The 26,669-nt window shown below is 60.8% G+C and carries 25 protein-coding genes; 5 read left to right on the forward strand and 20 right to left on the reverse strand.

Annotation, left to right across the window (positions count from 1 at the left end):
* Window positions 1–45: 45 nt before the first annotated feature.
* The 7 genes from L901_RS07615 to graD all read right to left on the reverse strand — a co-directional run bounded on the left by L901_RS07615 (window position 46) and on the right by graD (window position 6,737).
* The gene (locus L901_RS07615) at window positions 46–1,332 is read right to left on the reverse strand and encodes an aromatic acid/H+ symport family MFS transporter (protein ID WP_059755130.1); all 1,287 of its coding nucleotides are present in this window, start codon (window positions 1,330–1,332) and stop codon (window positions 46–48) included.
* Window positions 1,333–1,550: 218 nt separating this feature from the next.
* On the reverse strand, window positions 1,551–1,889 hold the full coding sequence (locus L901_RS07620; RefSeq protein WP_059755133.1) for a YciI family protein: 339 nt from the start codon (window positions 1,887–1,889) through the stop codon (window positions 1,551–1,553).
* Window positions 1,886–2,773, reverse strand: coding sequence for a hydroxyquinol 1,2-dioxygenase (gene graB / locus L901_RS07625; protein WP_059755137.1), 888 nt, complete (start codon window positions 2,771–2,773; stop codon window positions 1,886–1,888). Before graB ends, L901_RS07620 begins: the two co-directional genes overlap by 4 nt.
* 12 nt (window positions 2,774–2,785) lie before the next feature.
* On the reverse strand, window positions 2,786–3,841 hold the full coding sequence (gene graC / locus L901_RS07630) for a maleylacetate reductase (protein ID WP_059755139.1): 1,056 nt from the start codon (window positions 3,839–3,841) through the stop codon (window positions 2,786–2,788).
* A gap of 3 nt (window positions 3,842–3,844) precedes the next feature.
* Complete coding sequence (gene tsdA / locus L901_RS07635) at window positions 3,845–4,828, reverse strand: gamma-resorcylate decarboxylase (RefSeq protein WP_059755140.1); 984 nt, start codon at window positions 4,826–4,828, stop codon at window positions 3,845–3,847.
* Window positions 4,829–4,874: 46 nt separating this feature from the next.
* Window positions 4,875–6,104 (reverse strand): FADH(2)-dependent resorcinol hydroxylase oxygenase component, encoded by a 1,230-nt coding sequence (graA, locus tag L901_RS07640; protein WP_059755142.1) that lies wholly within the window; start codon window positions 6,102–6,104, stop codon window positions 4,875–4,877.
* A 93-nt stretch (window positions 6,105–6,197) separates the two neighbouring features.
* A complete protein-coding gene (gene graD, locus L901_RS07645) occupies window positions 6,198–6,737 on the reverse strand; it encodes an FADH(2)-dependent resorcinol hydroxylase reductase component (RefSeq protein ID WP_059755145.1) in 540 nt (179 codons plus the stop codon).
* A 206-nt stretch (window positions 6,738–6,943) separates the two neighbouring features.
* Here graD and L901_RS07650 point away from each other — a divergent pair, with 206 nt between their 5' ends.
* Entirely contained in the window at window positions 6,944–7,375 is a 432-nt protein-coding gene (locus tag L901_RS07650) for a MarR family winged helix-turn-helix transcriptional regulator (protein ID WP_004433168.1), read from the forward strand.
* Window positions 7,376–7,425: 50 nt separating this feature from the next.
* On the opposite strand, the gene L901_RS07655 is transcribed toward L901_RS07650, so the two are convergent.
* The 4 genes from L901_RS07655 to irrA form a co-directional block, all read right to left on the reverse strand.
* Window positions 7,426–7,833: a pyridoxamine 5'-phosphate oxidase family protein gene (locus L901_RS07655; RefSeq protein ID WP_059755147.1), complete on the reverse strand. Its 408-nt coding sequence runs from the start codon at window positions 7,831–7,833 to the stop codon at window positions 7,426–7,428.
* A gap of 40 nt (window positions 7,834–7,873) precedes the next feature.
* Window positions 7,874–8,446, reverse strand: a complete 573-nt coding sequence (locus L901_RS07660; protein WP_059755150.1) for a hypothetical protein — start codon at window positions 8,444–8,446, stop codon at window positions 7,874–7,876.
* A 13-nt stretch (window positions 8,447–8,459) separates the two neighbouring features.
* Entirely contained in the window at window positions 8,460–8,999 is a 540-nt protein-coding gene (locus L901_RS07665) for a peroxiredoxin (protein WP_059755152.1), read from the reverse strand.
* 199 nt (window positions 9,000–9,198) lie between these two features.
* Complete coding sequence (gene irrA, locus L901_RS07670; RefSeq protein WP_082710541.1) at window positions 9,199–9,729, reverse strand: iron response transcriptional regulator IrrA; 531 nt, start codon at window positions 9,727–9,729, stop codon at window positions 9,199–9,201.
* A 439-nt stretch (window positions 9,730–10,168) separates the two neighbouring features.
* Between irrA and L901_RS07675 the strand changes: the two genes are divergently transcribed.
* A complete protein-coding gene (locus tag L901_RS07675) occupies window positions 10,169–10,558 on the forward strand; it encodes a hypothetical protein (protein WP_059755155.1) in 390 nt (129 codons plus the stop codon).
* A gap of 130 nt (window positions 10,559–10,688) precedes the next feature.
* Here L901_RS07675 and L901_RS07680 read toward each other — a convergent pair whose 3' ends face one another.
* From L901_RS07680 to L901_RS07695, 4 genes are all read right to left on the reverse strand, one after another.
* Window positions 10,689–11,318 carry an outer membrane protein gene (locus L901_RS07680; protein ID WP_059755440.1) on the reverse strand — a complete coding sequence of 210 codons (630 nt, stop codon included), beginning with the start codon at window positions 11,316–11,318 and terminating at the stop codon, window positions 10,689–10,691.
* Between the two features lie 250 nt (window positions 11,319–11,568).
* Entirely contained in the window at window positions 11,569–12,966 is a 1,398-nt protein-coding gene (locus tag L901_RS07685) for a HAMP domain-containing sensor histidine kinase (protein ID WP_183044084.1), read from the reverse strand.
* Window positions 12,967–13,001: 35 nt separating this feature from the next.
* Complete coding sequence (locus L901_RS07690) at window positions 13,002–13,676, reverse strand: response regulator transcription factor (RefSeq protein WP_059755161.1); 675 nt, start codon at window positions 13,674–13,676, stop codon at window positions 13,002–13,004.
* Window positions 13,677–13,836: 160 nt separating this feature from the next.
* Window positions 13,837–14,478, reverse strand: coding sequence for a TetR/AcrR family transcriptional regulator (locus tag L901_RS07695; protein ID WP_059755164.1), 642 nt, complete (start codon window positions 14,476–14,478; stop codon window positions 13,837–13,839).
* Between the two features lie 141 nt (window positions 14,479–14,619).
* Here L901_RS07695 and L901_RS07700 point away from each other — a divergent pair, with 141 nt between their 5' ends.
* Window positions 14,620–16,656, forward strand: a complete 2,037-nt coding sequence (locus L901_RS07700; RefSeq protein WP_059755167.1) for an NADH:flavin oxidoreductase — start codon at window positions 14,620–14,622, stop codon at window positions 16,654–16,656.
* 75 nt (window positions 16,657–16,731) lie between these two features.
* On the opposite strand, the gene L901_RS07705 is transcribed toward L901_RS07700, so the two are convergent.
* The 4 genes from L901_RS07705 to L901_RS07720 all read right to left on the reverse strand — a co-directional run bounded on the left by L901_RS07705 (window position 16,732) and on the right by L901_RS07720 (window position 22,250).
* Window positions 16,732–17,793 (reverse strand): ABC transporter ATP-binding protein, encoded by a 1,062-nt coding sequence (locus L901_RS07705; RefSeq protein ID WP_059755170.1) that lies wholly within the window; start codon window positions 17,791–17,793, stop codon window positions 16,732–16,734.
* The gene (locus tag L901_RS07710) at window positions 17,790–20,021 is read right to left on the reverse strand and encodes an iron ABC transporter permease (RefSeq protein ID WP_059755173.1); all 2,232 of its coding nucleotides are present in this window, start codon (window positions 20,019–20,021) and stop codon (window positions 17,790–17,792) included. The genes L901_RS07705 and L901_RS07710 overlap by 4 nt, the downstream gene beginning before the upstream one ends.
* 98 nt (window positions 20,022–20,119) lie before the next feature.
* Complete coding sequence (locus L901_RS07715; protein ID WP_003503939.1) at window positions 20,120–21,145, reverse strand: ABC transporter substrate-binding protein; 1,026 nt, start codon at window positions 21,143–21,145, stop codon at window positions 20,120–20,122.
* Window positions 21,146–21,257: 112 nt separating this feature from the next.
* Entirely contained in the window at window positions 21,258–22,250 is a 993-nt protein-coding gene (locus L901_RS07720; RefSeq protein WP_059755176.1) for an ABC transporter substrate-binding protein, read from the reverse strand.
* Window positions 22,251–22,489: 239 nt separating this feature from the next.
* On the opposite strand from L901_RS07720, the gene L901_RS07725 reads away from it, so the two are divergent.
* Together L901_RS07725 and L901_RS07730 are read left to right on the forward strand one after the other, a co-directional pair.
* Window positions 22,490–23,230, forward strand: a complete 741-nt coding sequence (locus L901_RS07725; protein WP_003503937.1) for a response regulator transcription factor — start codon at window positions 22,490–22,492, stop codon at window positions 23,228–23,230.
* Complete coding sequence (locus tag L901_RS07730) at window positions 23,227–25,332, forward strand: PAS domain-containing sensor histidine kinase (RefSeq protein ID WP_059755179.1); 2,106 nt, start codon at window positions 23,227–23,229, stop codon at window positions 25,330–25,332. The genes L901_RS07725 and L901_RS07730 overlap by 4 nt, the downstream gene beginning before the upstream one ends.
* On the opposite strand, the gene L901_RS07735 is transcribed toward L901_RS07730, so the two are convergent.
* Window positions 25,329–26,663 (reverse strand): aspartate aminotransferase family protein, encoded by a 1,335-nt coding sequence (locus L901_RS07735; RefSeq protein ID WP_059755183.1) that lies wholly within the window; start codon window positions 26,661–26,663, stop codon window positions 25,329–25,331. The genes L901_RS07730 and L901_RS07735 overlap by 4 nt on opposite strands.
* Window positions 26,664–26,669: the final 6 nt, after the last annotated feature.

Consider the following 26,669-nt stretch of genomic DNA (forward strand, 5'->3'; position numbering starts at 1 on the left):
CTCCGGCCGCGGATTTCAGTTCTCCGCGGCCAGCCGTTTCATTCATCAAACCCGCGCGTCACCGGAGGTGCGGTAAAGCAGGGTCAATACCGTCAGCATCAGCCCCACAAGTGCAACCGAGCCGAAAATGTAGAAATTCCACTCGGGCGCCAGACCCCGCTGTAGCACGAGGCCGCCAATCATCGGGCCGGCAATGCCGCCGAGCCGCCCGACCGCCAGCGAAAAACCGAGACCCGTGCCGCGAATATGAACGGGGTAGAGCCGTCCCACCAGAACATTGGCGAGAATCTGGGTGCCGATGGTGCCCGCACCCGCAAGGGCGACGAAGGCATAAAGAAGCGGACCCTTGTTCACCGTCAGGGCGAAGATCGAGGCGGCGCCGATGGCAAACAGGATCGCCACGACCACCTTGACGTTGCCCCTATCCGCAAACCGCCCGCCGATGAGAATGCCGATCGCAGCCCCGACATTGAGCATGACGGAAAAGCTGAGCGCCGAGCTGATATCATAACCCATCTTGTTCATGATGGTGGGCAGCCAGTTGACCATGCCGAAGGTGAGAAGCAGCGAGCAGAAGTGGATGCCCCAGGCATTCAGCGTCGAGAGCAGCCGGCCTTCCGAGAACAGCGCGCCGACGCCGCCCTTTTGAATTTTCGCATGCGGCACGATGCGTTGCAGACCGTAGCTGTCGCAAATGCCGTCAGCCTCCGCCTGCCGCCCCTTGCTTGCCAGCCATTCGGGCGATTCCGGCAGAAACCGCATGAAGATCGGCAGAAGAATAAGCGGCAGGCCGCCGATCAGCATCAAGGGCCGCCAGCCATAGGTCTCCAGAAGAAGGATGCCCATGACGCCGGAAATGATGCCGCCGATAAGATAACCGAGGAACGACAGGGAATTGGCCTGCGCCCTGCGATGCGGCGGCGAAAATTCCAGCACCAGCGCGGTGACAGTCGGCAACAGCGCGCCAAGCCCGAGACCGGCGAAGAAGCGCGTGATTTCGAAGGCGAGAAAATTCGGCGTCATGGCCGAGGCGATCATCATCGCCGAAAAGCCGGCGAGGCTGAGAAGAACCACTTTGCGGCGGCCGATGCGGTCGGCCATGGTGCCGGCAAATAGCGCGCCGAGCAGCATGCCCACCAGCGTCAGCGCGGCGGCGCGCCCGACCATGGCGGGATTGAGCGCCCATGCGCTTTCTTTCAAGAGTGCCGGTGCGACGGCGCCGTAAACGACCAGATCGTAACCGTCAAACATGATCATCAGGCCGCATGTCGCGATAACGCCGGCCGGGTTCTTCGTCCGCGCTGACGCGGCGCTCAGATAATTCGTGGACATGTTCCTCCCTTTCACGCATGAACGCGCCATCCGGTATGGATAAGCGTCTCCCGTTCCTGCGATATCCTCCGTGAGTGCCCGGCGCGCTCCACACTGATATGTGCCCTGCTCCTGTCAAGCACATATCGCCAGCATCACCCGCCTTCGATTAAATGTTGCATTTGCAAAAATTGCAAATGAAATATTAACAAATGCCAGGCGCATCGCGCCGACGAAATTCAGCCGGGCCCCAGCCCGGAAATCGTCGACAGCGTCGGCGTCCAGCTCAAAATATGAATGCGGTTATAAACACCGTGAATGACGAATGGATCGGCATCGCTGAAGGCGATGACGTCTTCGATCGAGCGCGCCTGCGCGATAATGAGAGCGGCGGATGGGCCGTCGGCAACCGCACTCATCGGACCGGACACAAGAATCTTGAACCCTTCCGCCATCGCCTCGCCATTGCGCAGATGGGCCTTGTGAGCCTCCATCTGCGCCGCCCGTTGCGCGGCCGCAGCGGGATCGCTTTCGGCGAAACGCACGTAAAGCCGGGTTCGGTCGCTCCCGCCGCTCATCGGGCGAGCACGAAATCGTGGTTCACCGACCAGAACCAGTCGCCGATGAAACCCAGATCCCGCGCCTTCTGCGCATCCTCCACCCGCTGGAAATCGGCGAGCAGACTTTCTTTTACGCCGAAGACCGCATCCGAACGGATATAGGGATCGTCGGGATCGAAGATATGGGTGACGAGCGTGGTGAAGCCTTCGGCCGAAACGATATAGTGCAAATGCGCCGGCCGGTAAGGATGCCGCCCCATGGCGCGCAGCAACTGCCCGACCGGACCGTCATCCGGGATCGGATAATATTTCGGCTTGGCGGCCCGGAACCAGTAGCGCCCGTCCTCGCCGGTGATGAAGACGCCGCGCAGGTTGAAATCGGGCTGGATGCCCTTCTGCTGCACGTCATAAAAGCCTTCGTCATTGGCCTGCCAGACATCGATACGCGCGCCGGCGACCGGCGCTCCCTCGGTGTCGAGGATGCGGCCGGTGACCACCATGTCCTCGCCCTTGCCATCGAGGCAGATATTCGCACCCATTGGCATTTCCGGCGCATCCGCGACATGGAAGGGGCCGAGAACGGTCGATTCCGACGCGCCGCTCGGCTTGCGATGGTTGATGGCATCGACCAGCATGGAGACGCCGAGAATATCGGAAAACAGGATCCATTCCTGCCGCCATTCATTGCAGATCTGGCCGACCCCGGTGAGAAAATGAATGGCCTTCATCCACTCCTCCTCGGTCGGTTCGATTTCCTTCACCGCCTCGTGCAGCTTGCGCGTCACCACCGCCATGATTTCCTTCAGACGCGGATCGTCACAGTCGCGCATCCGCGCGATCACGGTTTCAGCCGAGCGTTCCTCGACGAAGTAGCCGTCATCATTGCTCATCTTCATATCCATCGTCTCCTCCCATCACTCCGGCCGCGCGCCCTCGAAGGCGCGTTGCAAAAGGTCGCGGATCGCAGTTTTTTCGATTGGCCGCGGGCACCAGTAAGGATTGGCCGTTGCAAGCTCCGCCATGCGGTCGAGATCGTCCGCCCGGACCCCGAGAGCGACAAGGCTCGACGGCGCGCCAAGCCGGGCGGCAAAATCGTAGAGCCCTCCCCCTGCGCTGCCTCCGACAAGAGCGGCAAGCGGCGCAAGCAGATCCGGCACCGCCTGTTCCACATAGGCGATGGTATGCGGTAGAAGCACCGCATGGGTTTCCGCGTGCGGCAGATCGAGACTGCCGCCCAGCGTATGGCAAAGCTTGTGATGCAGCGACATGCCGACGGCGCCAAGCACCGTGCCGCACAGCCACGCACCGTAAAGCGCGGTCTCGCGTGCCTTGACATCCTGCGGCGCAACTTTCACGCCGGGAAGCGCCTCGATCATCGCCCGCAATCCCTCAACCGCCATCAGGCTCGCGATGGGATTGCGGTCCTGCGCATAAAGCGCCTCCGCCGCATGCGCCATGGCGTTCAGCCCACTCGTCATGCTGATGGCGACCGGCAATCCAAGCGTCAGTTCCGCATCGTAAATCACCACTTCCGGCAGGATTTCCGGCCCGCGCATGGTGGTCTTCACCCCGTTTTCCGTCTGGCCGAGAATGGGCGTCACCTCGGAGCCGGCATAGGTGGTCGGGATGACGATCTGCGCCGCATCGGTGCGCAGCGCAATGGCCTTGCCGAGACCGGTGGTGGAACCGCCGCCGAGCGCCACAACGCAATCCGCTCCGGTGGCGCGATAGGCTTCGACCGCGTTTTTCGTCACCTCGACCGGCGTATGCATGGCCGCATCGGAGAAGACACCCACGGCAAGCCGGCCGAGCCGGGCGGCAAGCGCCTCCGCGTCGCCCTTCTGCTGCGGCGTGGAAAGCACCAGCGCCCGCGACAGGCCGAGGCGGCGGATTTCCTCCGCCACGCCCGCCGAGCTGCCCGCGCCGAAGACGATGCGGGCGGGCGCGGCCATATAAACGAAAGGCTGCATGGTTCAACGCCCGTCGAGCTTGAACAGGCGGCGCGCATTGGTGCGGCCGATCTTCACCCGGTCTGCCTCGGCGATGGTCGTCGCGTTGAACCAGTCGGAGGCGTGATCGATATTCTCGAAGGGCCAGTCCGTGGAAAACAGGATGCGATCCGCACCGATTTCCAGAATGGCGTCGATCAGCGTCTGGGTGCGGAAATTGCCCGAGGTGGTGATGTGGAAATTCTCGTTGAAATAATCCACGAAACGGCGCTTGGCCGGATAACGCGGCGGCAGCTTCACCCAGGCATTGCGGTGGTCGATGCGCCACATCATGTAGGGCAGGCCCTCGCCCATATGGCCGAGGATGATGTTGAGGCGCGGATGCTCGTCGAACAGGCCGGACGCCATCAGACGCAACGCATGGACAGCCGTTTCCTGCGCGAAAGCCCAGGTGGGGCCGAGCAGCCAGGGATGGCCGTCATAAATCCGAGAATCCTGCGGCAACGGGTTGCGCGGATGCAGGTAGAAGGGCACGTCGAGCTTTTCCACCTCGCCCCAGAATGGGCGATATTGCGGCAGGTCGTAATAAAGCGGCGTCTGGCCATCGCCCTCCTGGCTGAAACCGTTGACGAGAGCGCCGACGAAACCGAGATCGTTGACGCAGCGCTGAAGCTCCTGCGTCGCCGCGTCAGGGTCCTGCAATGGCAGGGCTGCGAAGGCGAGGAAACGATCCGGCCGCCTGGCGCATTCTTCGGCGAGGACGTCGTTCGCCCGCCGCGCGATCTCGATCGCCTTCTTCCTGTCGGGAATGGCCTGCACCGCCGGCGCGTTCAGCGACAGGATCATGGTTTCGATGCCATGCGCATCCATCAGCTTCAGGCGCGTATCCTGAATGTCGAGCAGGCGGTGCTGCAATTCCTTCCAGTAATCACCGGGTACGAACCCGGCCGAATCCTGAAGCGTTTCCGGGATTGCGAAATGCTCCTCGAGAGCGACCTTGCCTTGCATGTGGTTTCCTCCGAATTCACTCTTTGATTTGCCGCCCGAGAGGCGATCAATATTGACCCTTGGGTTCCAGCCCGAGCATGCTCTGGCCGATCATGGTGCCCACGGCATCCCAGTTCATGCTGATATGGCGGCCGACCGCATTCGCATCCCGCCACGCCCGTTGCACCGGGTTGGAAAGATCGAGCCCGACGCCGCCGGTGGAATCGTTGAGCGCCTGCACGGCGCGCAGGGCGAGAGACACCGCAAAGGACTGGCCGCGACGGCTGAGAAGGCGGTCATCCACCGTAAATTCCGCCCGGCCTTCGATCCTTGCTTGCGAGAGCGCCTGTGCCCGGGCAACATCGCGCAGCAATATTTCGCAAGCCGCATCGACGCTCGCCGCTGCTTCCGCGACGCGCAGCTGGATGGTCGGAAATTCGGCCATGCGATTATTGCCGCCAGCCACCGCACCGCGCGTCACCCGGCCGCCGACGTGATCGACATAGGCAGCAAGCGCGCCCTTGGCCGCACCGACGCCTGCCGCCGCGAGACAGGAGGGAATGCCGGTCAGCAGCGGCATGTTGAACAGGCCTTCCTCCGCATAATATTTTCCACCGGGCGTCTTTCCGCTGGTGGCGTCCGGAAAGGTCAGAACCCGGTGTTTGGGAACGACGACATCGTCGAGAACGAGCGTCTTGGAACCCGTGCCGGCCAGGCCCACCACGTGCCAGGTGTCTTCAATCACATATTGCCCGGCGGGAACGAGCAGGAAGGCCGGAACCGGCTTGCCCTCACCCTGCGGCGGCAGGATGGCGGCGCAAAGGGACCATTGCGCGTTTTCGCAGCCCGAGGCGAAAGCCCATTTGCCGCTCAGGCGATAACCGCCATCGGCGAGCTCCGCCATCTTTACGGGCGCATAGGAACCGCACAGCAGTGCGTCGGGGTTTTCACCCCAGACATCTGCCTGCGCCTCTTCCGGAAACATCGCCAGCAGCCATTGATGGGCCGACAGCAGGCCGGCGACCCAGCCGGTCGACGCACAGGCGGCCGAAAGCTCGATATTGGCCTCGACCAGCTCGGCGAAATCTCCGCCCTTACCGCCGAAGGCGCGGGGTTTGACGATATCGAAATAACCGATGCCGCGTAGCGCCTCGATGTGGCTGGCCGGAACGCGCCGGGCCTCCTCCGTCTGTCTGGCGCTTGCCCGGAAAAGATCGGCTATGCCGGTAACGCGGCTTGCGAGGCGGGCACGCGGGTTCGTTTGCGCCGGCAGCGGCGCATGGCTCATATCGTTCATGATTGTCTCCTTGCGGACTTTACTGGCCGGACTTTACTGGCCGGATGTTGCTGGCCGGGCGTTATCCCGCCGGGATTATCTGGGCGGCAATGATCAGGCGGGCAGGCTCGCGGGGCTTGCGGCGCAATATTGGGCGTTTTCGTAAAGCAGCGGCCGTGTCGTCTCGCTGACATCGGCCGAAACAACCTGCCCGATGAAGACGGTATGGGTTCCGTAGGGCATCGCCGCAACCCGACGGCAGGCGATGGCGGCATGGGCCGTGGGCAGATAGAGAACGCCATTGTCGTGGCGCTGCCATTGACCGTCGCGGAAACGCTCTTCCGGCGACACTTTGCCGCTGAAGGCATCCGACAGGGCAATCTGATCCTGCGTCAGCACATTGACGATGAAATCGGGCCGGCACAGCAGCAGTTCATGCAGCAGGGTGCGATTGTTCAGGCAAACCAGCAGGGACGGCGGCTCCATCGAGACCGAAGTGACGGCCGTGACCGTCATGCCGTGATTGCGCTGATCACCGGAAGCACAGGCCGTGATAACCGTCACAGTCGCCGGAAAACGGCGCATCGTTGAACGGAAATTCTGACCGACGCCTTCAGGCGCAAGGCTGCTCAGGCCAAACAATGCTGATGTCATGAGATCCTCCCAAATCCTGAATTCTTATTTATTTGCATTTGCAACGTTTGTCAATGCAAATGTTTTTCGTCATTTTTTGTGAAAGGGAGAACGCCGCATTCCCCTGTCTTATGGGGCGAAGCTATTGAAACGGATGGATTGTGCCGGTACAGCCGATAGGCGCACATCAGCATCTGCGCAGATGGTTCTCAAACGGGGATTTGCTCGTGTCCTATCAATTCACCGATTCGGTACCCTACCTGCTCAACTGGGTGGGCGTTCGGCTTGGCGAGCGCTTTTCCGTAAGACTGGCCTCCTATGACATCACCCTGCCGATGTATCGCGTGCTGGCGACGCTGCGGCAGCAGGAGAGCAAGACGCTGACCGAGCTTTCGGACATGGTATCGGTGGAGATTTCCACGCTGTCCCGGCTTGTGGGGCTGATGGTCCGGCGTAACCTCGTCAGCCGCGAACGGCCGCTCGACAATGCGCGCATCGTGCGCATCACCCTCACCCCGAAGGGCGAGGAACTGGCCGATGAACTCATGCCCATCGCCGCCATGTTCGAAAAAACCGCGATCGAAGGCCTCGACCCGGCCGAAGTAAAACTCTTCAAAAGCATCCTGCGCCATATCGGCCGCAACATTGCCGGCCTCTAAACGGCCCACATTCGAAAAATGCGGGCCGTTATGATCAGCAAAGTTTCCGCCTATTCGGGATTTGAGAGTTTCTTGCCTGCATCAGGGCCGGACCGCAGCGTATAAATCGCCTCCAGATGGATGAGCACGGCGCATTTCGGCTCTTTCATTCCCGCCTTGCCGGCGAAACCCAGGGCATTCTGAAACGGAGCCCCTTCGGTGAAAATCTCCGGCCGGCCGACGAAGCGATAGCCGTCGAGCGCTTCCCGGTCTATGACCGCGACGGCGATCTTCGAGCCGTCACGGATGTTTTGCAGCGTTTGACCGCCGGTATTCTCATTGTAGATTAGCGTCCTGTCGTCATAGACTCTGAGCGAGCGCTTCGGCCCGATATCCGGCAAGCCGTCCTTGCTGACCGTCGACTGGATCGGCAGCTGTTTGGCGAGAAAAAATTTCATCGTATCGTCTAGCGTATTCACGTTGCATTATCCTGATGTGTTTGAGAGTGGGCTTTCATCGTCATGACGGAATGATCGGGCAATGCGGGCAATCGTCGCCCGCCTGCTCCGCATGGCGGGCCGCACGGAAGACTGCAAAGGCAGTGCCATATGCCTCCTGAACCGAACGGTCGATCACCCCGTCGTCACGCCCCCGCGACCGGAGATGATGTGTAAGGGCTGCGAGAGCCTGTTTGAGATGCTGCACGCAGGCGACCCGCATCGCCATCGGCGAGGAAGATGATCGGGCGGCCTCAAGAAGCCGCTCGTAAGCTCTCCGGTAAAGCCCCTCCGCCTCCAGGTAATTGCCCTCACCATTCTCCAGTTCCGCAAGATTATGGCACGAGACGTTGTAGATGACCGGCGCTGGATAGTGGCAGGGCTTTTCGAGGGCGGCGGTAAACAGCCGCTCCCCTTCCGCCAGCGCATCGCCATAGATGCCGCGCGCAAGCGAAATTTCCCCTTGCGAATAGGCCATATTGGCCCGTTCGGTCAGCCTCTTCCAATATCGGTCGCCGCCATCGATGACGACGAAGTCTCGGGAACGCGATGCGGCAAAGGCCTGCGTTCCGCCTGGGATTGAAACCTGTTTCATGCTCGACCCTCGCTTATGCGGCCTTCAGGACGTCGTCGCCCTTCTGCCAGTTGCATGGGCACAATTGGTCGGTCTGAAGCGCATCGAGCACCCGCAGCACTTCCTGCGGATTGCGCCCGACGCCGAGATCGTTGACCGTGACGAAGCGAATGATGCCTTCAGGATCGATGATGAAGGTGGCGCGCAGCGCAACGCCTTCCACGGGATGCAGAACGCCGAAAGCCGCGCTCAACTCGCGCTTGATGTCCGATAGCATGGGTATTGGCAATTCTTTGAGATCCGCGTGGTTCTGCCGCCAGGCGAGGTGGACAAATTCACTGTCGGTCGAGACACCGTAGACGACCGCGTCGCGATCTGCGAATTCCGGGTTGAGCTTGCCGAAAGCCGCGATTTCGGTCGGGCAGACGAATGTGAAGTCCTTTGGCCAGAAGAAGATGACCTTCCACTTGCCGGCGCTGCTCGTGTCGCTGATGCGCATAAAAGCATTGGCCGGATCAATGGAGACAACCGCCTGGAGGTCGAATGCGGGCAGTCTTGCACCAATGGTAAGCATTTGAATTTCCTTTCATTGCCGTTTGCCGGACGAGACAAGGCGGCTCATTCCGCCTCCATCCGGAAAGGCGGGCCGCAATTTCCAAAATCTTTGACGGCTTTCACAAAGCGGACGCCGACTGCGCCGCTATAGGACGATGAACGGGTTTGAATGTACGCGCAGTGCACAGGCGCGGGCGGCTCTCCGGAAGGTCGTCATTTCAGGTTCCATCCCTCAATCCCCGGCGTTCAGGCTCATCGCGACATGCGGAACCGCACCCTCGATGAGCCTGTTTCTCCGGCTCCAGACGCACAAGACGAAGCAGAATATCCACCTTGTCGATGGCATATCCTTCCGGCGGTTCGGGCAGCATTCCGAGGCTGATCCGGCCGGCGGGAATATCGATGATCCGATCCTCCGCCTCGACATAGAAATGCTGGTGATTGGCGGTATCGGTGTCGAAATAGGTCCGCCCGCCCTCAATGCAGACCCTGCGAACGAAACCCGCCTCGGCAAACTGGTTGAGCGTATTATAGACCGTCGCCAGCGACAGCCGCGTTCCTGTCGCAATGGTCTCACGATGCAGATCATCGGCCGTGAAATGTCTGTGCTCTTCCCGGAAAATAAGCCCGCCAAGCACGATTCGCTGACGGGTTGGACGCAGGCCGACCCGTTTCAGCGCTGCCCGCGTTCGCAGCATCGCTTCCTCGGTGCGGAAGCGTTTGCGGGTTTCATCAGGAACAAAGAGCATCTGGACATCCGATCGAAAGGGATAAATTGCGGGAAGAAACTGCGATCCCGGCCGGATCATCCGCCTCCGCCGTGCAGATAAATCCATTGGCAGCGACACATTCGACATCGATCATCTGAACTCGCCCGGAAACCGAAATTGCAACTCATTCGCAACAGCAGAATATGGGAAATAAACCCAGCGTCAATCCTTATTGCAAATGATTCTTAACTGCAAAAGATGAAAGATGGCTTCCTGGACGACGAAACCTGCGCTGTCCCAGGATAGCGGAATGGCCTGTCGGCACATATCGGCCGCAACATCGCCGGCCTCAGATACCGGCAATTCGGGCATCGCCGCTTTCAGCGGATGCCACCCGCTTCGCCCCGCTTTTCCCGTGCAATGTACTTGCAATAACCGGTTCCTATCCCTGCGAAGGTCACCGCAGAAAGGAACTTCCATGTCCAACAGATCGTCCCTTGCAGTCCCGGCAGCAATCTTCCTTATCGCCGGCGCATCGATACTGCTCACGGCCTGCGCCTCGACTGTCATGAAAAGCTATATCGGCGCGCCCATCACCAGCGTGATGCTGGACTATGGGCCGCCGGACAATATCTACAGTCTGGGTCCCGGCCAGCAGGCCTATCAATGGCGGAAAAACAAGACGCAGGCTGTCGCCGGATCGTCGAGTGGCGAGATGCGGACAACACGGCGTGGCGAACGTTACGAAGTGTCCGAAACGCCGGCCTATATCGAGCGCATCGACTGCTTCTATACCTTCTACACCCGCAATTCCGGGAGCGAATGGTATGTTACGAGCTTCCGGCAACCTTCGCTCGAATGCGAATGACCGTTACGGGTTTCAAATTTCAGCCCGGTTCCCCATGTGCCGCGCCCGCCCTTTTTCACCGCCGCTTCCAGACCGAAAGCGGCGGCGTTCTTTTGAGAATTCTCCCTGGAATCTGTCATGGGAAGGCCGATCAGAAGCGATAATTCAGGCCGGCCTTGATGACATGATCGCTGACATCGGTTTTCGATTTGCCGCTGGCGGTCGTCGTGGCCACATTTCCGGTGCTCACATAATTATATTCGAACTTCGCCGACAGGCCGCCGCCGAAACTCTGTTCAACGCCTGCGCCGACCAGATAGCCCTGTTTCCAGCCATCGGGACCCGTCACGCCGTTTCCGTCCCTGAACTTTGTCGTGGTCAGGCCGGCGGTACCGTAAACCAGCGTCTGGTCGAGCGCCACGCCGGCTTTCATCTTGGCCGCGCCCCGGAAACGCTCCCGCAAACGACCGTTCGGCACACGCGCCTCGTTCCCGAGATAGGACCCTTCGAGTTCCGCACCGACCACGCCCGAACCGAACTGGAAGTTATACCCGGCCTGAACACCCCCCGTCAGGCCGCGACCGCTGGCCAATGGGTTGAATTTCGGGGAGGCGACGCCCCCATGCACACCCACATAGGCCCCGCCCCAGGAGAAGGCCGGCGGACTGCCGTAATCGAAGGATTGCTGCGTATTGTAGTTGGTGAGATCAGCAGAATGGGCATTGCCTGCAACCGCGACGACGATGGTCACGGCGACAAGCGATTTCTTGACGATCGACATGAATGACTCCAGACGAAACCGATGCGCCATCTTCTGGCGCAGCCAAGTTTCAGTTCGCGTTGAAGAACCGGAAACCGGCTCCCGTTAGTCTGCTGCGCCAGCCGACATGATGTGCGGATGCGTTCAGCAGATGAGGGGATTTTCCCCGCGAGAATTGCGCCTGCATTGCATGGAACGAATTTTATTAGAAATTATTTATTTATTTAAATAAGCTAGATCTATTTCCTTAACCGAATCGTAAGAAATTTCATTATCGCAGCGCGGTCGCAGCGCCTTTCGAAACTATCGGTCGAATTTCGAGCCGGACACAAAAGCCGGGATTGAGATCGACAAACAGAACACGGCCGCAATGAAGCTCCGCCGCCTTCTGGACCAGATTTAACCCAAGGCCGGCTCCGGGCGAGTTCGTGTTGATGCGGTGAAACGGCTCGAATACCTGCGCGCGCTCCGGGACAGGTATGCCCGGCCCTTCATCGCAGACCTCGATGGCTCCCGCCGGATCGACCCGGATCGTAATTGCGCCCTTGCCGCCAGCATGGTCTATCGCGTTGCGCACGAGATTGACGACCGCCATCTCGATAATCGACGTCTGCACCGTGAAGACGACTTCGCCCTCGCCGGGCTCGAAATCGAACTCGTAACCGGCATCCATCGCAATCGGGGCGAGATCGGTCGCGATGCGCTCGACAAGCTTATTGAGATCGCGCGGCTCCGCCGGCAGTTTCACCGCACCCACCGCCTGCATCTCCAGCAGCTGATGCGCAACGCGGGTCAAGCGGTCGATATCGGCCCTGATCTGCCGGCTCAGCGCGTCATCGGGCAAGAGATCAGCTCTGGTCCGTACGATTGCGATCGGCGTCCGCAGCTCATGCGCCGCATCGGCAAGAAAGCGGTTGCGGCGATTATACCCGTCATCGAGCCTCAACAGCGCGACGTTGAAGGCATCCACCAGCGGGATGATTTCAAGGGGAACTTTCGAACGGTCGATACGCTCGGAACGGTTCTCGAAATCGATGGACTGTGCCTGTTTGACGGTTTCCATCAGCCCGCTCAAAGAGCGGCCGACCGCCCGCGGGGTCACGAGCAGTGTCGCGATGCCCGTCAGGATCAACATGGGCACGACGGCGATGAGGATGATGAAGCCCAGCGCCGGCAGCACGGTCAGCCAGCGGATGGCGCCCTCGGCATCCTTTTCCAGATCCAGCTGAACATTGATCCAGATACTCAGACCGTCATTGGGAATTCCTTCCTCCGTCCCGGCAATGAACTGAAGCCGCCCGGCGGCTGTATCGCGGTTTTCAACGGTGGCGCGGAGCGTTCCGGCCGCCTCCAGACGCGCGCGGTCAAAACTTCGGGGAAATACGGCCGACAGGGCAGGCGGCGGGACAGCGCCATATTGCAATACAATGTCATTGGCGTCGCGCACCACAAACCAGAGATTAGGATAGCGCCGTTTCAGCTCCGCCAGCTCCGGCGTCGCCGACAGTTGCGGCCTGCCCTGTCCGTCCTTCGTCACGCTCTCCGCGACGATACGGGCAGCCTCTTCATTCGCACCTTCGAGCCGCGGATCGATAATCCATATCCAGCCGATGAGAAGGATGACAAAAAGGACGAGCAGGAACGCCTGCAATGCGAAAAGGCGCTTCATCAGCCCCCATCGCAGGGATCGATTGCGCTCCTGTCTCATGTCTTCAGCCGGATGAGATAACCGATATTCCGCACGGCCCTTATCTCCACGGTGGCGTCAGCCTGCGCCAGCTTCTTCCTGATCCGGGAAATATGCGCATCGAGAGCGTTGGACTCGATCTCGTCATCGAGCGTATAGACCGCCTCGATCAGGTTCGACCGCGTGACGATGCGGTTCGGACGCCGCATCAGCGCCTCCAGCACCAGATATTCCCGACGCCGCAACTCGATGATGGAGCCGGCAATGCTGACTTCATTGCTGCGCGGATCGATGCTCAGATTTCCGAAATGCGCATATTTGTCGGAAAGAGAAGGGCCGCGTCTATGGAGAGCCCTGAGGCGGGCGAGCAGCTCCTCGATTGCAAAGGGCTTGGCAAGATAATCATCCGCTCCGGCATCGAGCCCGTCGACACGGTGATCGACACTTCCAAGCGCTGTCAGAACAAGGATCGGCACGGAATGCCTGCTCCGGCGAAGCGAAGCCACCAGGTTCAGCCCCTCGCCATCGGGAAGACGGCGATCCAGAACCAGAACATCGTAAGACCCGTCCCGCGCAAGGGCGTCAGCATCGCTGATGGTGCTGACATGATCGGCAAGAACATCGCGCCGGCGCAGGGCTTCAAGAAGCGCGCGCGCCATTTCGGGTTCATCCTCAAGAAGCAAGATTCGCAATGACTTCCCCCGGAGATGGATTCTTGCCATCCCCACCACTGGTCGAGAAATGTTGCAGCTACATTGCAGGAGGGCGGGCAGACAATTCGACTTCTACCACCTTACAGCACATAATCCGACGGCATTGCGTGCTTTTTACGCTGACCTCACTCCGGAAATGTCACGGTTGCGCCGTTGCAGGCCTGTACTCATGCCTCGCATAAAATCGGTCAAGCTCACGCTGCTGCGGCATCTCACCGGTATAGATGGCGATATAGTCCGGAATCCTCTGCATCCGCACCGCCACATCTTCCTCGGACTGCATGGAAATGTAGCCGATCTGCACCAGATAGGTGGTCCGGGCACGCACATCCGCCGTGTTTTCATTGTGGCCGAACCGCACGAACATGCGTGCAAGCGCCGCCATTCTCATCTCGTCGGCCTTGCGAACCTCCGCAAGAATCTCATCGGACTGAAGGGCCCAGCTTCGAACGGCGAATTCAAATCTGCTGTCGAAAAGCGCGGGATCCAGCCAGCAGTCGAAAACATTGAGCATGGCTTCGGCCAACGTCTCGGCATAGGCCTCCGACTGCCGGACGATGCTTCCGGTATTTTTTTCCCGCCAGCGGGCGACGAGCGCGGCCAGCAATTCCTCCCGGTCCTTGAAGAACCAGTAGAAGCTCGTGCGCGACAGGTTTAGCTTTTTCGCCAGAGGCAGGATTTTGACGGAATCCACGCCCGATTCCAGCAATGCCTGATAGGCGGCCTCAAGCCACCCTTCCTGCGATCCACGCCAGCCGGTGTCGTTCAATGTCGCTTCCATGACGCGTTCGTAGCAAATCGGTCTCTTCGCGACAAGCGGGATGTACACTCATGTCAAAAGGAAAGACAATTGTGTTTTGTAAATTGACACAAGTGTACATTTCCGCTTAGCCTTGGGACAGAAACCCTTTTGGAGCAGGCTATGTTGAGCGATCCCCTTCTTCAGCCCTACCAGCTAAAACACCTCACCCTGCGCAACCGCATCATCGTCACCTCGCACGAACCCGCCTATCCCGAGGATGGCATGCCGAAGGGACGTTATCGCGCCTACACGGTGGAGCGGGCAAAGGGCGGCGTTGCGCTCACAATGACGGCCGGCTCCGCCGCTGTCTCCAGGGACAGCCCGCCCGTCTTCAACAACCTGCTCGCTTACAAGGATGAGATCGTCCCATGGATCCGGGAAATGACCGACGCCGTGCATGAACATGGAGCGGCGATCATGATCCAGCTCACGCATCTCGGCCGCCGCACCCGCTGGGACAAGGGCGACTGGCTGCCGATCCTTGCGCCATCCCATCACCGCGAAGCGGCGCATCGGGCTTTTCCGAAGAAGATCGAGGACTGGGATATCGAGCGTATCATCAAGGACTTCGCCGACGCCGCCGAACGCATGAAGGCAGGCGGAATGGACGGGGTGGAGCTGGAAGCCTATGGCCATCTGATCGACCAGTTCGTCTCGCCGCTGACCAACGAACTGGACGGCCCCTATGGCGGCCCGCTCGAAAACCGCATGCGCTTCTGTCTCGACGTCTTCAGGGCGATGCGCGAACGCGTGGGCGACGATTTCATTCTCGGTGTCCGCTATACCGCCGACGAATGTCTCGAGGGCGGCACCGGACAGGCAGAGGGCATCGAAATCGCCAGACGCCTGAAGGACAGCGGCCTGATCGATTATCTCAATGTCATCAGGGGTCATATCGATACCGACCCGGGCCTGACCGACGTCATCCCCATTCAGGGCATGGCCAATGCGCCGCATCTCGATTTCGCCGGTGAAATCCGTGCTGCGACCAGTTTCCCGACATTCCATGCAGCCAAGATCCCCGATGTCGCCACCGCGCGCCACGCCATCGCCGCCGGCAAGGTGGACATGGTGGGCATGACCCGCGCCCACATGACCGATCCGCATATCGTGCGCAAGATCATGGAAAAACGCGAGGACGATATTCGCCCCTGCGTGGGCGCCAATTATTGTCTAGACCGCATCTATCAGGGCGGTCTCGCCTTCTGCATTCACAATGCGGCAACGGGCCGTGAGGAAACCATGCCGCACGAGATACCCAAAGCGGCGGAACGCCGGAAGGTGGTGATCGTCGGCGCCGGACCGGCCGGGCTCGAGGCCGCGCGCGTCTGTGCCGAACGCGGCCATGAGGTCGTCGTGTTCGAGGCTGCCAACAATCCCGGCGGTCAGATCCGGCTAACCGCGCAAAGCGAACGCCGCCGGGAGATGATCAGCATCATCGACTGGCGCATGAGCCAGTGCGAGAGGCTGGGCGTCACCTTCCACTTCAACAACTGGGCCGAAGCGGACACGGTTCTTTCGGAGAACCCCGACGTCGTCATCATCGCCACCGGCGGATTGCCGCACACCGATGTGCTTTCGAAGGGCAACGATCTCGTCGTCTCGGTATGGGATATCATTTCAGGAGACGTCAAACCGGGAACGAATGTGCTGGTTTTCGACGATGCCGGCGATCATGCCGGCCTGCAGGCCGCCGAATGTCTCGCAAAAGCCGGGGCGAAAGTGGAGATCATGACGCCTGACCGCGCCTTCGCCCCGGAAGTCATGGCGATGAACCTCGTTCCCTATATGCGCTCGCTGCAAAAACGCGATGTCACCTTCACCGTTACCTACCGGCTGGAAGCGGCGGAAAGAAACGGCAACCAGCTTGTCGCCCATGTCGGCAGCGATTATGGCGGCGTGACGAAATCGAGAACTGTCGACCAGATCGTCGTCAACCACGGCACGATCCCGCTGGACGACCTTTATTTCGAACTCAAAGCCGGTTCGAAAAACCTCGGAGAAATCTCCTACGACGCCCTGCTTGCGGGAGCCGCCCAAGCAGTCGAGCGCAACCCGGAAGGCGCCTACCGGCTCTTCCGGATCGGCGATGCGGTCGCCGCACGCAATACCCATGCGGCGATCTACGATGCGCTTCGTCTGGCAAAGGATATTTGAGACCCGCGTTCCCGACAGACAGAGGCAGAACAAATCTGCCTCTGTCTCGATGTAATCCTGAGTGCAGGAGTGGCTTCAAGTCTGAATCAAGGCAATGCCCCGGTTCTTGAACCCCAGCGTCACATCGCTCGCCGCCGGCAGGCTGGTCTCCACGGCATGGTCGACAATGAAAAGCGTACCGATATCGGTTTCCACCTCATATTCGACGTGACCGCCGAGATAGGCGCTGTGCAGCACCCGGCCGGCAAGCCCCTGCCCGCCCGGTTGTCCGATGGAAATCGAGCCGGGGCGGACCGCAAGCTCTGCGGGACCCGGCCGGGCGTTGCGGGCCGCGACCCGATGATCGATCCCCCCGACGCGGATCAGCGCATCGGCACCCTCAACGCCGATGACCTCGCAACCGACGACATTCGCCTCGCCCATGAAATCGGCGATGAAGGCGGAGGCCGGGGCCTCGTAGAGATCGCGTGGCGCACCCGACTGGGCGATTTCGCCGTCCTTCATCACGATGATCCGGTCGGAAACGGCCAGCGCCTCATCCTGATCATGCGTCACGTAAACCGCCGTGAAACCCAGCCGCTGCTGCAATTCGCGGATTTCGGTGCGAACCCGGCGGCGAAGGCGGGCATCGAGGTTGGAAAGCGGCTCGTCCAGCAGCAGCACCTGCGGCTCAAGCACCAACGCGCGGGCGACCGCGACGCGCTGCTGCTGACCGCCGGAAAGTTCGGCAGGCAGGCGATGCCCCATGCCGGCAAGACCGACGAGCTTCAGGCCCTCTTCCGCCTTTTCCCGCGCTTCCGCCTTGCGCAGCCCGGAGGACTGCAGGCCATAGGCGACATTGTCGAGCGCCGTCATATGCGGGAAAAGCGCATAGGACTGGAAGACCATCGAGACGTCGCGCTCATTGGCCGGCAGCATGGTCACATCCTTGTCGCCGATGAGGATGCGGCCCGAGGTCGGATGCTCGAGGCCCGCCAGCATGCGCAGCGTCGTCGTCTTGCCGCAGCCGGAGGGACCGAGCAGGGTGACCAGCGTACCGGGCTCGATGGTGAGCGACAGGTCGGGAATGGCGGTGAAGGCACCGAAGGTCTTGCGGACATTCTGAAAGGTGACGGAGCCGGGTTTTACGGAAATCATGCGGTTTTCTCCTGAGCGAGAGGAACGGAGGAAGCGGAGGGCAGGCCGGCGACGCGGTTTTCGCGCCGCAGGCGACGCTCGCCGACAATGAGCTGGAAGCCTGTGATGACGGTGATCATCACCACGATCAGCATGGAGGAATAGGCAATCGCCACCCCATATTCACCGTTCTCGACAAGGCCGACGATATAGGAGGTCGCCATGTTGTATTCGGCGCTGACGAGGAAGATGACGGCGCTGATGGAGGTGATGGCGCGCACGAAGGAATAGACCAGTGCGGCCGTGATCGCGGGCCTGAGCAGCGGCAGGATGACCTTGCGGATGGTGCGGAAACTATTGGCCCGCAGCGTCAGCGAGGCCTCGTCGAGGCTCTTGTCCAGCTGGCTCATCGCCGCAATGCCGCCGCGCACGCCGACCGGCATGTTGCGGAACACGAAGCAGGCGATCAGGATCAGCGCCGAGCCCGTCATTTCCACCGGCGGCAGGTTGAAGGCCATGATATAGCTGACGCCGATGACCGTGCCGGGAATGGCAAAGCTCATCATCAGCGCGAATTCGAACAGGTTCCGCCCGGCAAATTTCTGCCGCACGATGATGTAGGCGGTCAAAAGACCGACGGCAGCGGTCAGCGGCGCGGAAACCAGCGCGATCTTCATGGTCGTCCAGAACGAGTTCCAGGCCACGCCGGTCCAGGCAATCGAGCCATTGGAGAAGCTGATGGAAAAGGCGCGGACGTAGTGGTCTAGGGTCAGGGAATTGTCGAGACCCCATGTCTTCACGAAACCGCCCACAAGGATCATGCCATAAACGACGATGGTGAAGACCATCCACGGCACCACGACGGCGTGAACGCCGATGGACAGGCCGCGCGGCAGCGCGATATGCGCGCCGCTGTCGCCCTTGCCCGTCACCGTCGCAAAATTCTTGCCTGCCAGCCAGAAACGCTGGGCAAGGAAGGCCGAAAGCGTGAAGCACAGCAGGATGATCGCCAGAACCGCAGCGCGGGACGGATCGTTCTGCGAACCGACGACGGCGAAGAAGATTTCCGTCGACAGCACGCCATGCGTGCCGCCAAGCACCAGCGGATTGCCGAAATCCGCCATGCTCTCGATAAAGCCGATGAGGAAGGCATTGGCGAGACCGGGTTTCATCAGTGGCAGCGATACCCGCCAGAAGGTGCGCCAGCGGTCGGCACGCAGCGTCTGCGAGGCTTCTTCCATCGACGGGCTGACACCTTCGACCACGCCGATCAGCACCAGGAACGAGATGGGCGTGAAGGAAAGGACCTGCGCGATCCAGATGCCGGTCATGCCATAAAGCCAGCGGCCCGGTTCGATGCCGAAGAGATAGGAAAGCCATTCGGTGACGACACCGGCACGGCCGAAAAGCAGCGTCAGGGCAAGGCCGATGACGAAAGGCGGTGTGATGATCGGCAGAACCGTCAGAAGCCGCAGGCCCTTCTTGAAGGGAAAGCGGGTGCGGGTGGCGATCAAAGCGAAGCCGAGACCGAGCACGGTCGAACCGAAGGCCGTCATCAAGGCCAGAAACAGCGTCCGCCAGGCAACGCCGCAACGCTCTTCGCCCGCCACGCAGCCAAGGCTCCAGATGCCGGGATCCTGAATATTGCGGATGAAGCCATCGGCATTGAAGGAGCCGTCGAAATCCTGAACGGAGGCGACCAGCATGCTGCCGATCGGATAAAAGACAAAAACCGTGACGAGGAAAACCAGAACGGAAATGGCGCCGACGACGAAGGCGTCGCCTTTCATGACGCCGCGTTCGGCAAGCCCAAAGGCGAAAAGCAGCACGAAGACGAACGACATGACGACGGCACCGGCACCCATGGAAGGTTGGCCATCGGCAAGCATGCCGAAGAGGTTTTCGCTCACCGTCCAGCTCCAGCCGGTAAAGCCGATGGCCAGCCCCTGCAAGGCGAGGAAAACGAGCCCGGCAGCGCCGATGACGGCAAGCAGCCCGCCGCGCCGCATCGGATCACGGATGGACCGGACAAGGCATGCGGCGAGGAAGAAGACAACGACGCCGACCAGCCATGGTTTTCCGTAGGACAGAATCTGCAGCACACCGGGCGCATTGCTGGCCGACGAGAAAAATCCGGAAAGCCAGCGGAAGCTGAAAAAGCCGCCTTCGATGCGATACCAGGGAAGAAGAATGAGGGCAAAAGCCCCGAGCGCCAGGACGATGTCCAGCCTGCGATTGCCACGTGTCATGGCCGACCTCGCTTGTTTCATGCCGATGAAAGAGTGGCGGACACCCCGGCTTAAAAAGCCGGGATGCCTGTCGCCGGAGTTAAGATCAGCGGTTCAGATCAGTTCGCGACCGCACCGACCTCGCGGTCCCAGCGTTCCAGCAGCGCCTTGCGCTTGGCCGGGTCGCCATAGGTCTTGAAGTCGTAGTCGATGAGCTTGATGTCCTCGAACTTCGGCGCTTCCTTCGGTACTTCCGCCGTCTTGTTGGAGGGCAGCTGGAAGGACTTGGCATCCTTCATGCGCGACTGCACTTCCGGCTTCAGCGCCCAGTCATACCAGGTCTTCGCATTGTCGAGATTGCGCGCACCCTTGATGATCGACATGGAGCCGATTTCATAACCTGTGCCTTCGCAGGGCGCGATGGACTTGACCGGGAAGCCTTCCGCCGTCTGCGCCACCGCATCATGCATGAAGACGATGCCGAGCGCCGTTTCGCCGCGCGCCGCCGCCTTGACCGGTGCCGAGCCGGACTTGGTATATTGCGAAATATTGGCGTTGAGCTTCTTCAGATAATCAATCGCCTGATCCTCGCCCATGATCTGCACCAGTGACGCGAGCGCCGTATAGGCGGTGCCGGACGAATTCGGATTGGCGATCTGGATTTCACCCTTCAGTTCCGGCGCCAACAGATCGGCCCAGCACTTCGGCTCTTTATAGCCCTTGGACTTGAAGATTTCCGTGTTGTAGCCCCAGCCCAGCGCGCCGGCATAAACGCCGACAGTCCTGTAACCGGTGCTTTCCGCCTGCTTCACGGCCCAGTCCTGCAATTGGTCCAGCATCGGCGACTTGTATTCGAGTGTCAGGTTCTCGGATGCCGCCTGCATGTGCGGATCGCCGGTGCCGGCCCACCAGATATCGGTCTTCGGGTTGCGGGCTTCCGCGCGCACCTTGGCATAGGTTTCGCCCGAAGACAGGCGCACCATGTTGACCTTGATGTCGTGTGACTTTTCAAAATCGCCCTTCATCTGTTCGCAGATGACGACATCGGCCGAGCAGATCAGGTTAAGTTCGCCTGCCGCCTGCGCCGATACGGCACTGAGCGCCGTGCCGGCAAAAAGCAGGGTGGAAAGTATTGTCAGTCGCATGGTTATCCTCCTGTAGCTTGCGTCTGAATTCTTGGCAGTACGCAGACATGGCGCTGCCGGTCGCGGCACCTTGCGGCGCGCGCGCTGTCTTTTGGGATGTTGGTTTTCTGCCCTACTGGGTCGGGTGGATTTCGCTGTCGAAGCGGCTCAATAACCGACTTCGCTCTTCAGGCTGGCCGAAGGTGGCGAAGTCGTAATCCACCATCTTGATCATCGATATGTCAGGTGCGGTCAGCGGCAATGTCGCCCGGGCATTGGAAGGCACCTGGTTCTGGCCGGCCGCGGCCCCGGTCGCCTGCCCTTGCGGGCTCAGCGCAAATTCCACGAAGCTTTGCGCAAGGGCAGGATTGCGATTGCCCTTGACGATGCTGACGGCCCCGATTTCATAACCGGTGCCCTCGCACGGCGCGACGATGACCAGCGGAAAACCTTCGATCTTCTGGGTCACGGCATCGTGCATGAAGGAAATCCCGATCATGATCTCGCCCCGCGCCGCCGCCTTGACCGGTGCAGCACCAACCTTGGTATAGCTCACGACGTTCTGGTTGAGCTTCGCCATGAACCCGAAAGCCTCCTCCTCGCCAAACAGCTGGACGAGAGTGGCCAGCATGGTGAAGGCTGTGCCTGAATAGTTCGGATTGCCGGTCAGTATGTGGCCGCGATAAACATCCTTCGCCAAGTCCTTCCAGCAGGTCGGCGCCGGCAGATTGTTCTTCGCAAGCAGTTCCGAATTATAGGCAAAACCCAGCGCGCCGGCATAGATTCCGGCAGACCGAGACCCAGACATCACGGAGAAATTCTGCGCCCAGGGCAACAAATCTTGCTGATGGACGGGTCGGTATTCATCCAGCAACCCTTCCGAACCCGCCTGCAAATGGGTGTCGCCGGTACCACCCCACCAGACATCAACCGTGGGATGGGATCGTTCGGCACGGATCTGATCGAGGATTTCGCCGGTGCTCTTCCGCACCATTGATATCTCGAGACCGATCTTGGCTTCGAAAGCCCGCTTCATGGTCAAACACCAGGCCTCGTCGACGCCGCACAGGACGTTCAACTTCGGCTCGGCCATGCCATGCCCTGCGCCGCACAGCCATAGGACCATGCTCGCCGCAAGTGCGGTCAATGCTTTCAATTAAGCCTCCCTGCCTGGAACCTCCCCGTTCCAGTCTCCACCAACAGCATGTCACATCCAGCCCGCACCGCAATCGAAGAATGGTTACCAATCTTTCACCGCACCGCCGAACAAGATTACAGTTATTACAATTATGACAGGGGAGATAACCAGCGAACCTTTGAAGATCGCCGCCGCCATGCCTATGATGATGGCGGGAGGAATATGCAGTGCTTAATCAGAAGGTTCGCATTCTGATCGTCGAGGACGATCCGGATATGGCCGAGCTCATCTCGGACCTCATCGAGGCGGAGGGCTGGCTGCCCACCTGCGCGCGCTCCGCCGAGGAGGCGGATGAGATATTGGCAAAGGACAGGATGGAGCTCGTCCTCGTCGACCACAATCTGCCCGGCACATCCGGGCGCACCTTTGCCCAGCGGCTGCGCAGCCAGATCGACATCGGTATCGTCATGGTCACCGCCGCCGGCAGTGCTGCCGACCGGGTACTCGGTCTGGAAACGGCCGCCGATGATTATGTGGTCAAACCCTTCGAACCGATTGAACTCACGGCGCGGATCAAGGCCGTCCTGCGGCGAACAATCCCGTCGCTGAAACAGGACAAGGACAGCGAGCGTGACCACGGCCGCACAGCGCTGCGCCTCGGCGACTGGGCGATCGATCTCGATGCGCGCCGCGCCGTCTGCCTCGCCGACCGCAGCCGCACGCTCACCAGTGCCGAATTCGCACTTCTGGAAATTCTCGCAGAAACACCCAACCAGCCCGTCAGCCGCTCCCAGATTCTCGACAGGCTGGGTTCGGAAAGCGACCGTTATATCGACAGAAATGTCGACGTGCTGGTGCTGCGGCTCAGGCGCAAGATCGAGCGTAACCCGGATCTTCCACGTCACATCAAGACGCGACGCGGCAAGGGTTATGTCCTGCATACCGATGAGGGCGAGCTTTCCCCGTGATCAGCCGCTCCTTCCTTTCCTCCATCGCCTTTCGCCTGCCCTTTGCGATCGTCTTTACCTGCATCCTCGTCTTCAGCCTTTCCGCCATCGCCATTTACGGCCTGCAGCGCGCCCGCGATGAAATGGCAGCCTACGGCTTGCAGGCCTTTTCCAGTCTCGCCAAGGCCTCACTGGTCTCGCGGCAGGTCTCCGATCTCGTCTCCAGCGCCCCGTTTCTGATGAATGCCGCCTCGCCCTATCGCGTTTCCAGCGAAAGCCGCTCCGTGGTCCAGCAGGTCGACCTGCTGTTGCAGATGACGGGTCCAGACAGCGGCGAACGGGCCGCACGCGGTTTTGCGAGCGAGCGTATCGTTGAACTGCTCCAGCTTATCAGGGCGCAGACACTGGACCTCGCAAAGGACGCCGACGCGGCGCAGGGGCACAAGGCGGAAGCGGCAGCAGCGCTCGGCGAAATCGCCACCGGTCAGGGCATCCTCGATCCGGAACTGCGTCGAAGAATGAACGGCATCGTGCAGGCCGCATCCGCATCCGACAGCCTTTTCCAGCTTGGCGAACTGCGCCGCCGCTACGTGGCGGAAACAACGGCGCGCCAGCAGGGTTATCCGGGCGAGCGCCTGCCTGTCGCCGAACTGCGGCCCTATGAGAGGGTATTCGAGGCCCAGAGCCGTTACCTTCTGGAAATGTTCGCGATCCGCGCCTCTGTCTCCCGGCTTCACACCGTCTCGCGCGATCTTTCCCATGTGACCGAAACCCAGGGCGACGCGGTTGCGCGAAGCCTGAACGAAGACCTGATCTCGACCTCCGATGCTCTCAACCGGCTGCTGATCATTGTCGCCGTCGCCTCCCTTCTGGTTCTCATCGTGGCAATCTTCTCGATCCGCTCAGTGATGCGTGTCTCGCGCGGGATCGTGACGCTCTCCAATGGCATGAATGCCCTCGCCAAGGGAGATAAGGATGTCGGCCCGCCCTCCTATACCGGTCCCGAAACGGAGTTGATCCGGCTGCTCGATGCGTTTCGCGCCTTCCACGACAGCGTCGACCGCGTCTCGCGCCTCAGGCGTACGGCGGAGGCGGCAGCCCGCACCATCCGCTCGACCTTCCGCACCATGAATGAGGGAATTGCGCTCTTCGATCCGGCCGGCCGGCCCATCACCATGAACCGCCGCATCATCGAACTCGTCGGACGCTCCGGTTCGTCGCGAAAACTGCCGCTTCGGAGGTTTGTCGAACCGATCCCGGAAATCGACCCGGCTCTGCTGCCCTTCGATGCAGAGCCGGGAGAACTGCTCGACCGCGCAGTCCTGCGCCATCGCACCGACGATCAGCGGGTGATCGAAGTATCGATGTCACGCCAGCCGGATGGCGGCATCGTACTGCTCGCCCGCGATGTGACCGCTCTCGACCGTCAGGAAGCGGAAGCCGTCAAAGCCCAGAGGCTTGATGGCATCATGCGCATGACCCATCAGGTCAGCCATGAGGTCGGCAACATGATCGGCATCATCACCGGCAGTCTAGGACTTCTGGAGCGGGAAGCCGGTTTCAACGATCGCCAGAAGCGACACATCGCCCGCATCCGCAAGGCGGCGGATCGCGGCCGGTCTCTGGCCAGCAGCATGCTCACCATCGGCAGCCAGCAGCCGATTCATCCAAGCGTCATCAATGTCGCCAGCCTGCTGCGCGGCATGGCCGATATTCTCGAAATCGCCGTCGGCCCCAAATGCCGGATCGCGCTCCATATCGATGACGATCTTCCCTCGATACCGCTGGACCCAGCCCTTTTCGAGCAATCCATCCTCAATCTATGCCTCAATGCCGCAGCCGCCATGCCCGATGGCGGCCTGATTTCAATCGAGGCCGCCTCCGGCAAAGATACGCTGGTGATCGCCGTCACCGACGAGGGCATCGGCATGACGCCGGAGGCCGTGGACAAGGCCTTCGAGCCCTATTTCACCACGCGGGGCGACCATGGCGGTGCGGGTCTCGGCCTCGCCATGGTCTACGGGTTCGTGCGCCAGAGCGGCGGCGAAGCGCATATCAGTTCCAGACCCGGCGAAGGCGCAAGGGTTGAACTGACGTTCCCGGCAAATGCCGGCTACACCTAGCGGGCAAGCTGTGCGGATTCGATCGAATCCGCCAGTATCTCCAGCCCAAGATCGATTTCCGAATCCGATACCGTCAGCGCCGGCGCAATGCGGAAGACGCCGCCCATGCCGGGCAGCTTGACGATGTTCATGCTGAGGCCACGCAACATCGCCTCCTGCATGATGCGCGCACCGAGTTCGAAACCCGGGGCTTTCGTATGCCGGTCGGCGACGACTTCAAGTCCGAGCAAAAGCCCGCGCCCGCGCACGTCTCCAACGCATTCGAACCGCTGCTGCAGCGAGAGCAGCCCCTCCTTCAAACGGTTCCCGCGGGCAATCGCCTGTTCCACCAGCCCATCACGCGCCACCACATCGAGAACCGTCACGCCGACAGCGGCCGGCAGGGGATCGGAAACATGGGTCGTATAGAACAGGAAACCCCTCTCGAACGCCTTCTGTTCGACCTCTGCGCTCGTCATCACCGCCGCAAGCGGCAGGCCGGCGCCGAGCGTCTTCGACAACGTCATGATATCGGGCGTCACCCCATCGCGCTGGAAGGCGAACATATGCCCGGTCCGGCCGACGCCGGTCTGGGCTTCATCGAGGATGAGCAGCATGCCGCGCTCCTCGCACTTTTTCTTTAGCGCAGCGAGATAACCGACCGGCAGCTCGAGGATACCGCCGCTCGACAGGATCGGTTCGGCAATGAAAGCGGCAAGATTGCCGGTCGACTGGCGATCGATCAGTTCGAAGGCATCGTCGAGCTCCGCCTGCCAGTCATTCGATCCATCGGGATTCTTGAAGCGCGGACGATAGCCATTCGGCGCGGGAACAACGAGTGAGCCGGCCGTGGCCGGGCCATAACCCCTGCGGCCGGCGCTATAGGTAGCGGAGGCAGCAGCGCCGGTCATGCCGTGCCAGCTCTGCGCAAAAGCGACGATCTCATGCCCGCCGGTGACGAGCTTCGCCATGCGGATCGCCGCCTCGTTGGATTCAGCCCCGGTGGTCAGCAATTGCACGCGATCGAGACCCGGCGCAAGCGCCGCCAGCCGCGCCGCCAAGTCGACGACCGGGCGGGACAACATGCCGGAAAAGAGATGCGCGACCGATGCCATCTGCCGGTTGACGGTGGTGACGATATCCGGATGGGTATGCCCGAGCAAAGCGCTCATCTGGCCGGACGTGAAATCGAGAATGGCGCGCCCATCCGCATCATAGACGAAACTTCCCTCAGCCCGTTCGACGATGATCTCCTCGAAGGCCGGTCCGTAGCGGGTCAGATGTTTATTGGCGGCCTCCCAGAAAGCCGGTTCGTCATTGAGCGAGGCGAAGTTCTTCGCAAGCTTGTCCATGGCACA

Origin of the sequence: Agrobacterium sp. D14 (genome assembly GCF_001526505.1) — a bacterium.
In the GTDB taxonomy this organism is placed as follows: domain Bacteria; phylum Pseudomonadota; class Alphaproteobacteria; order Rhizobiales; family Rhizobiaceae; genus Agrobacterium; species Agrobacterium leguminum.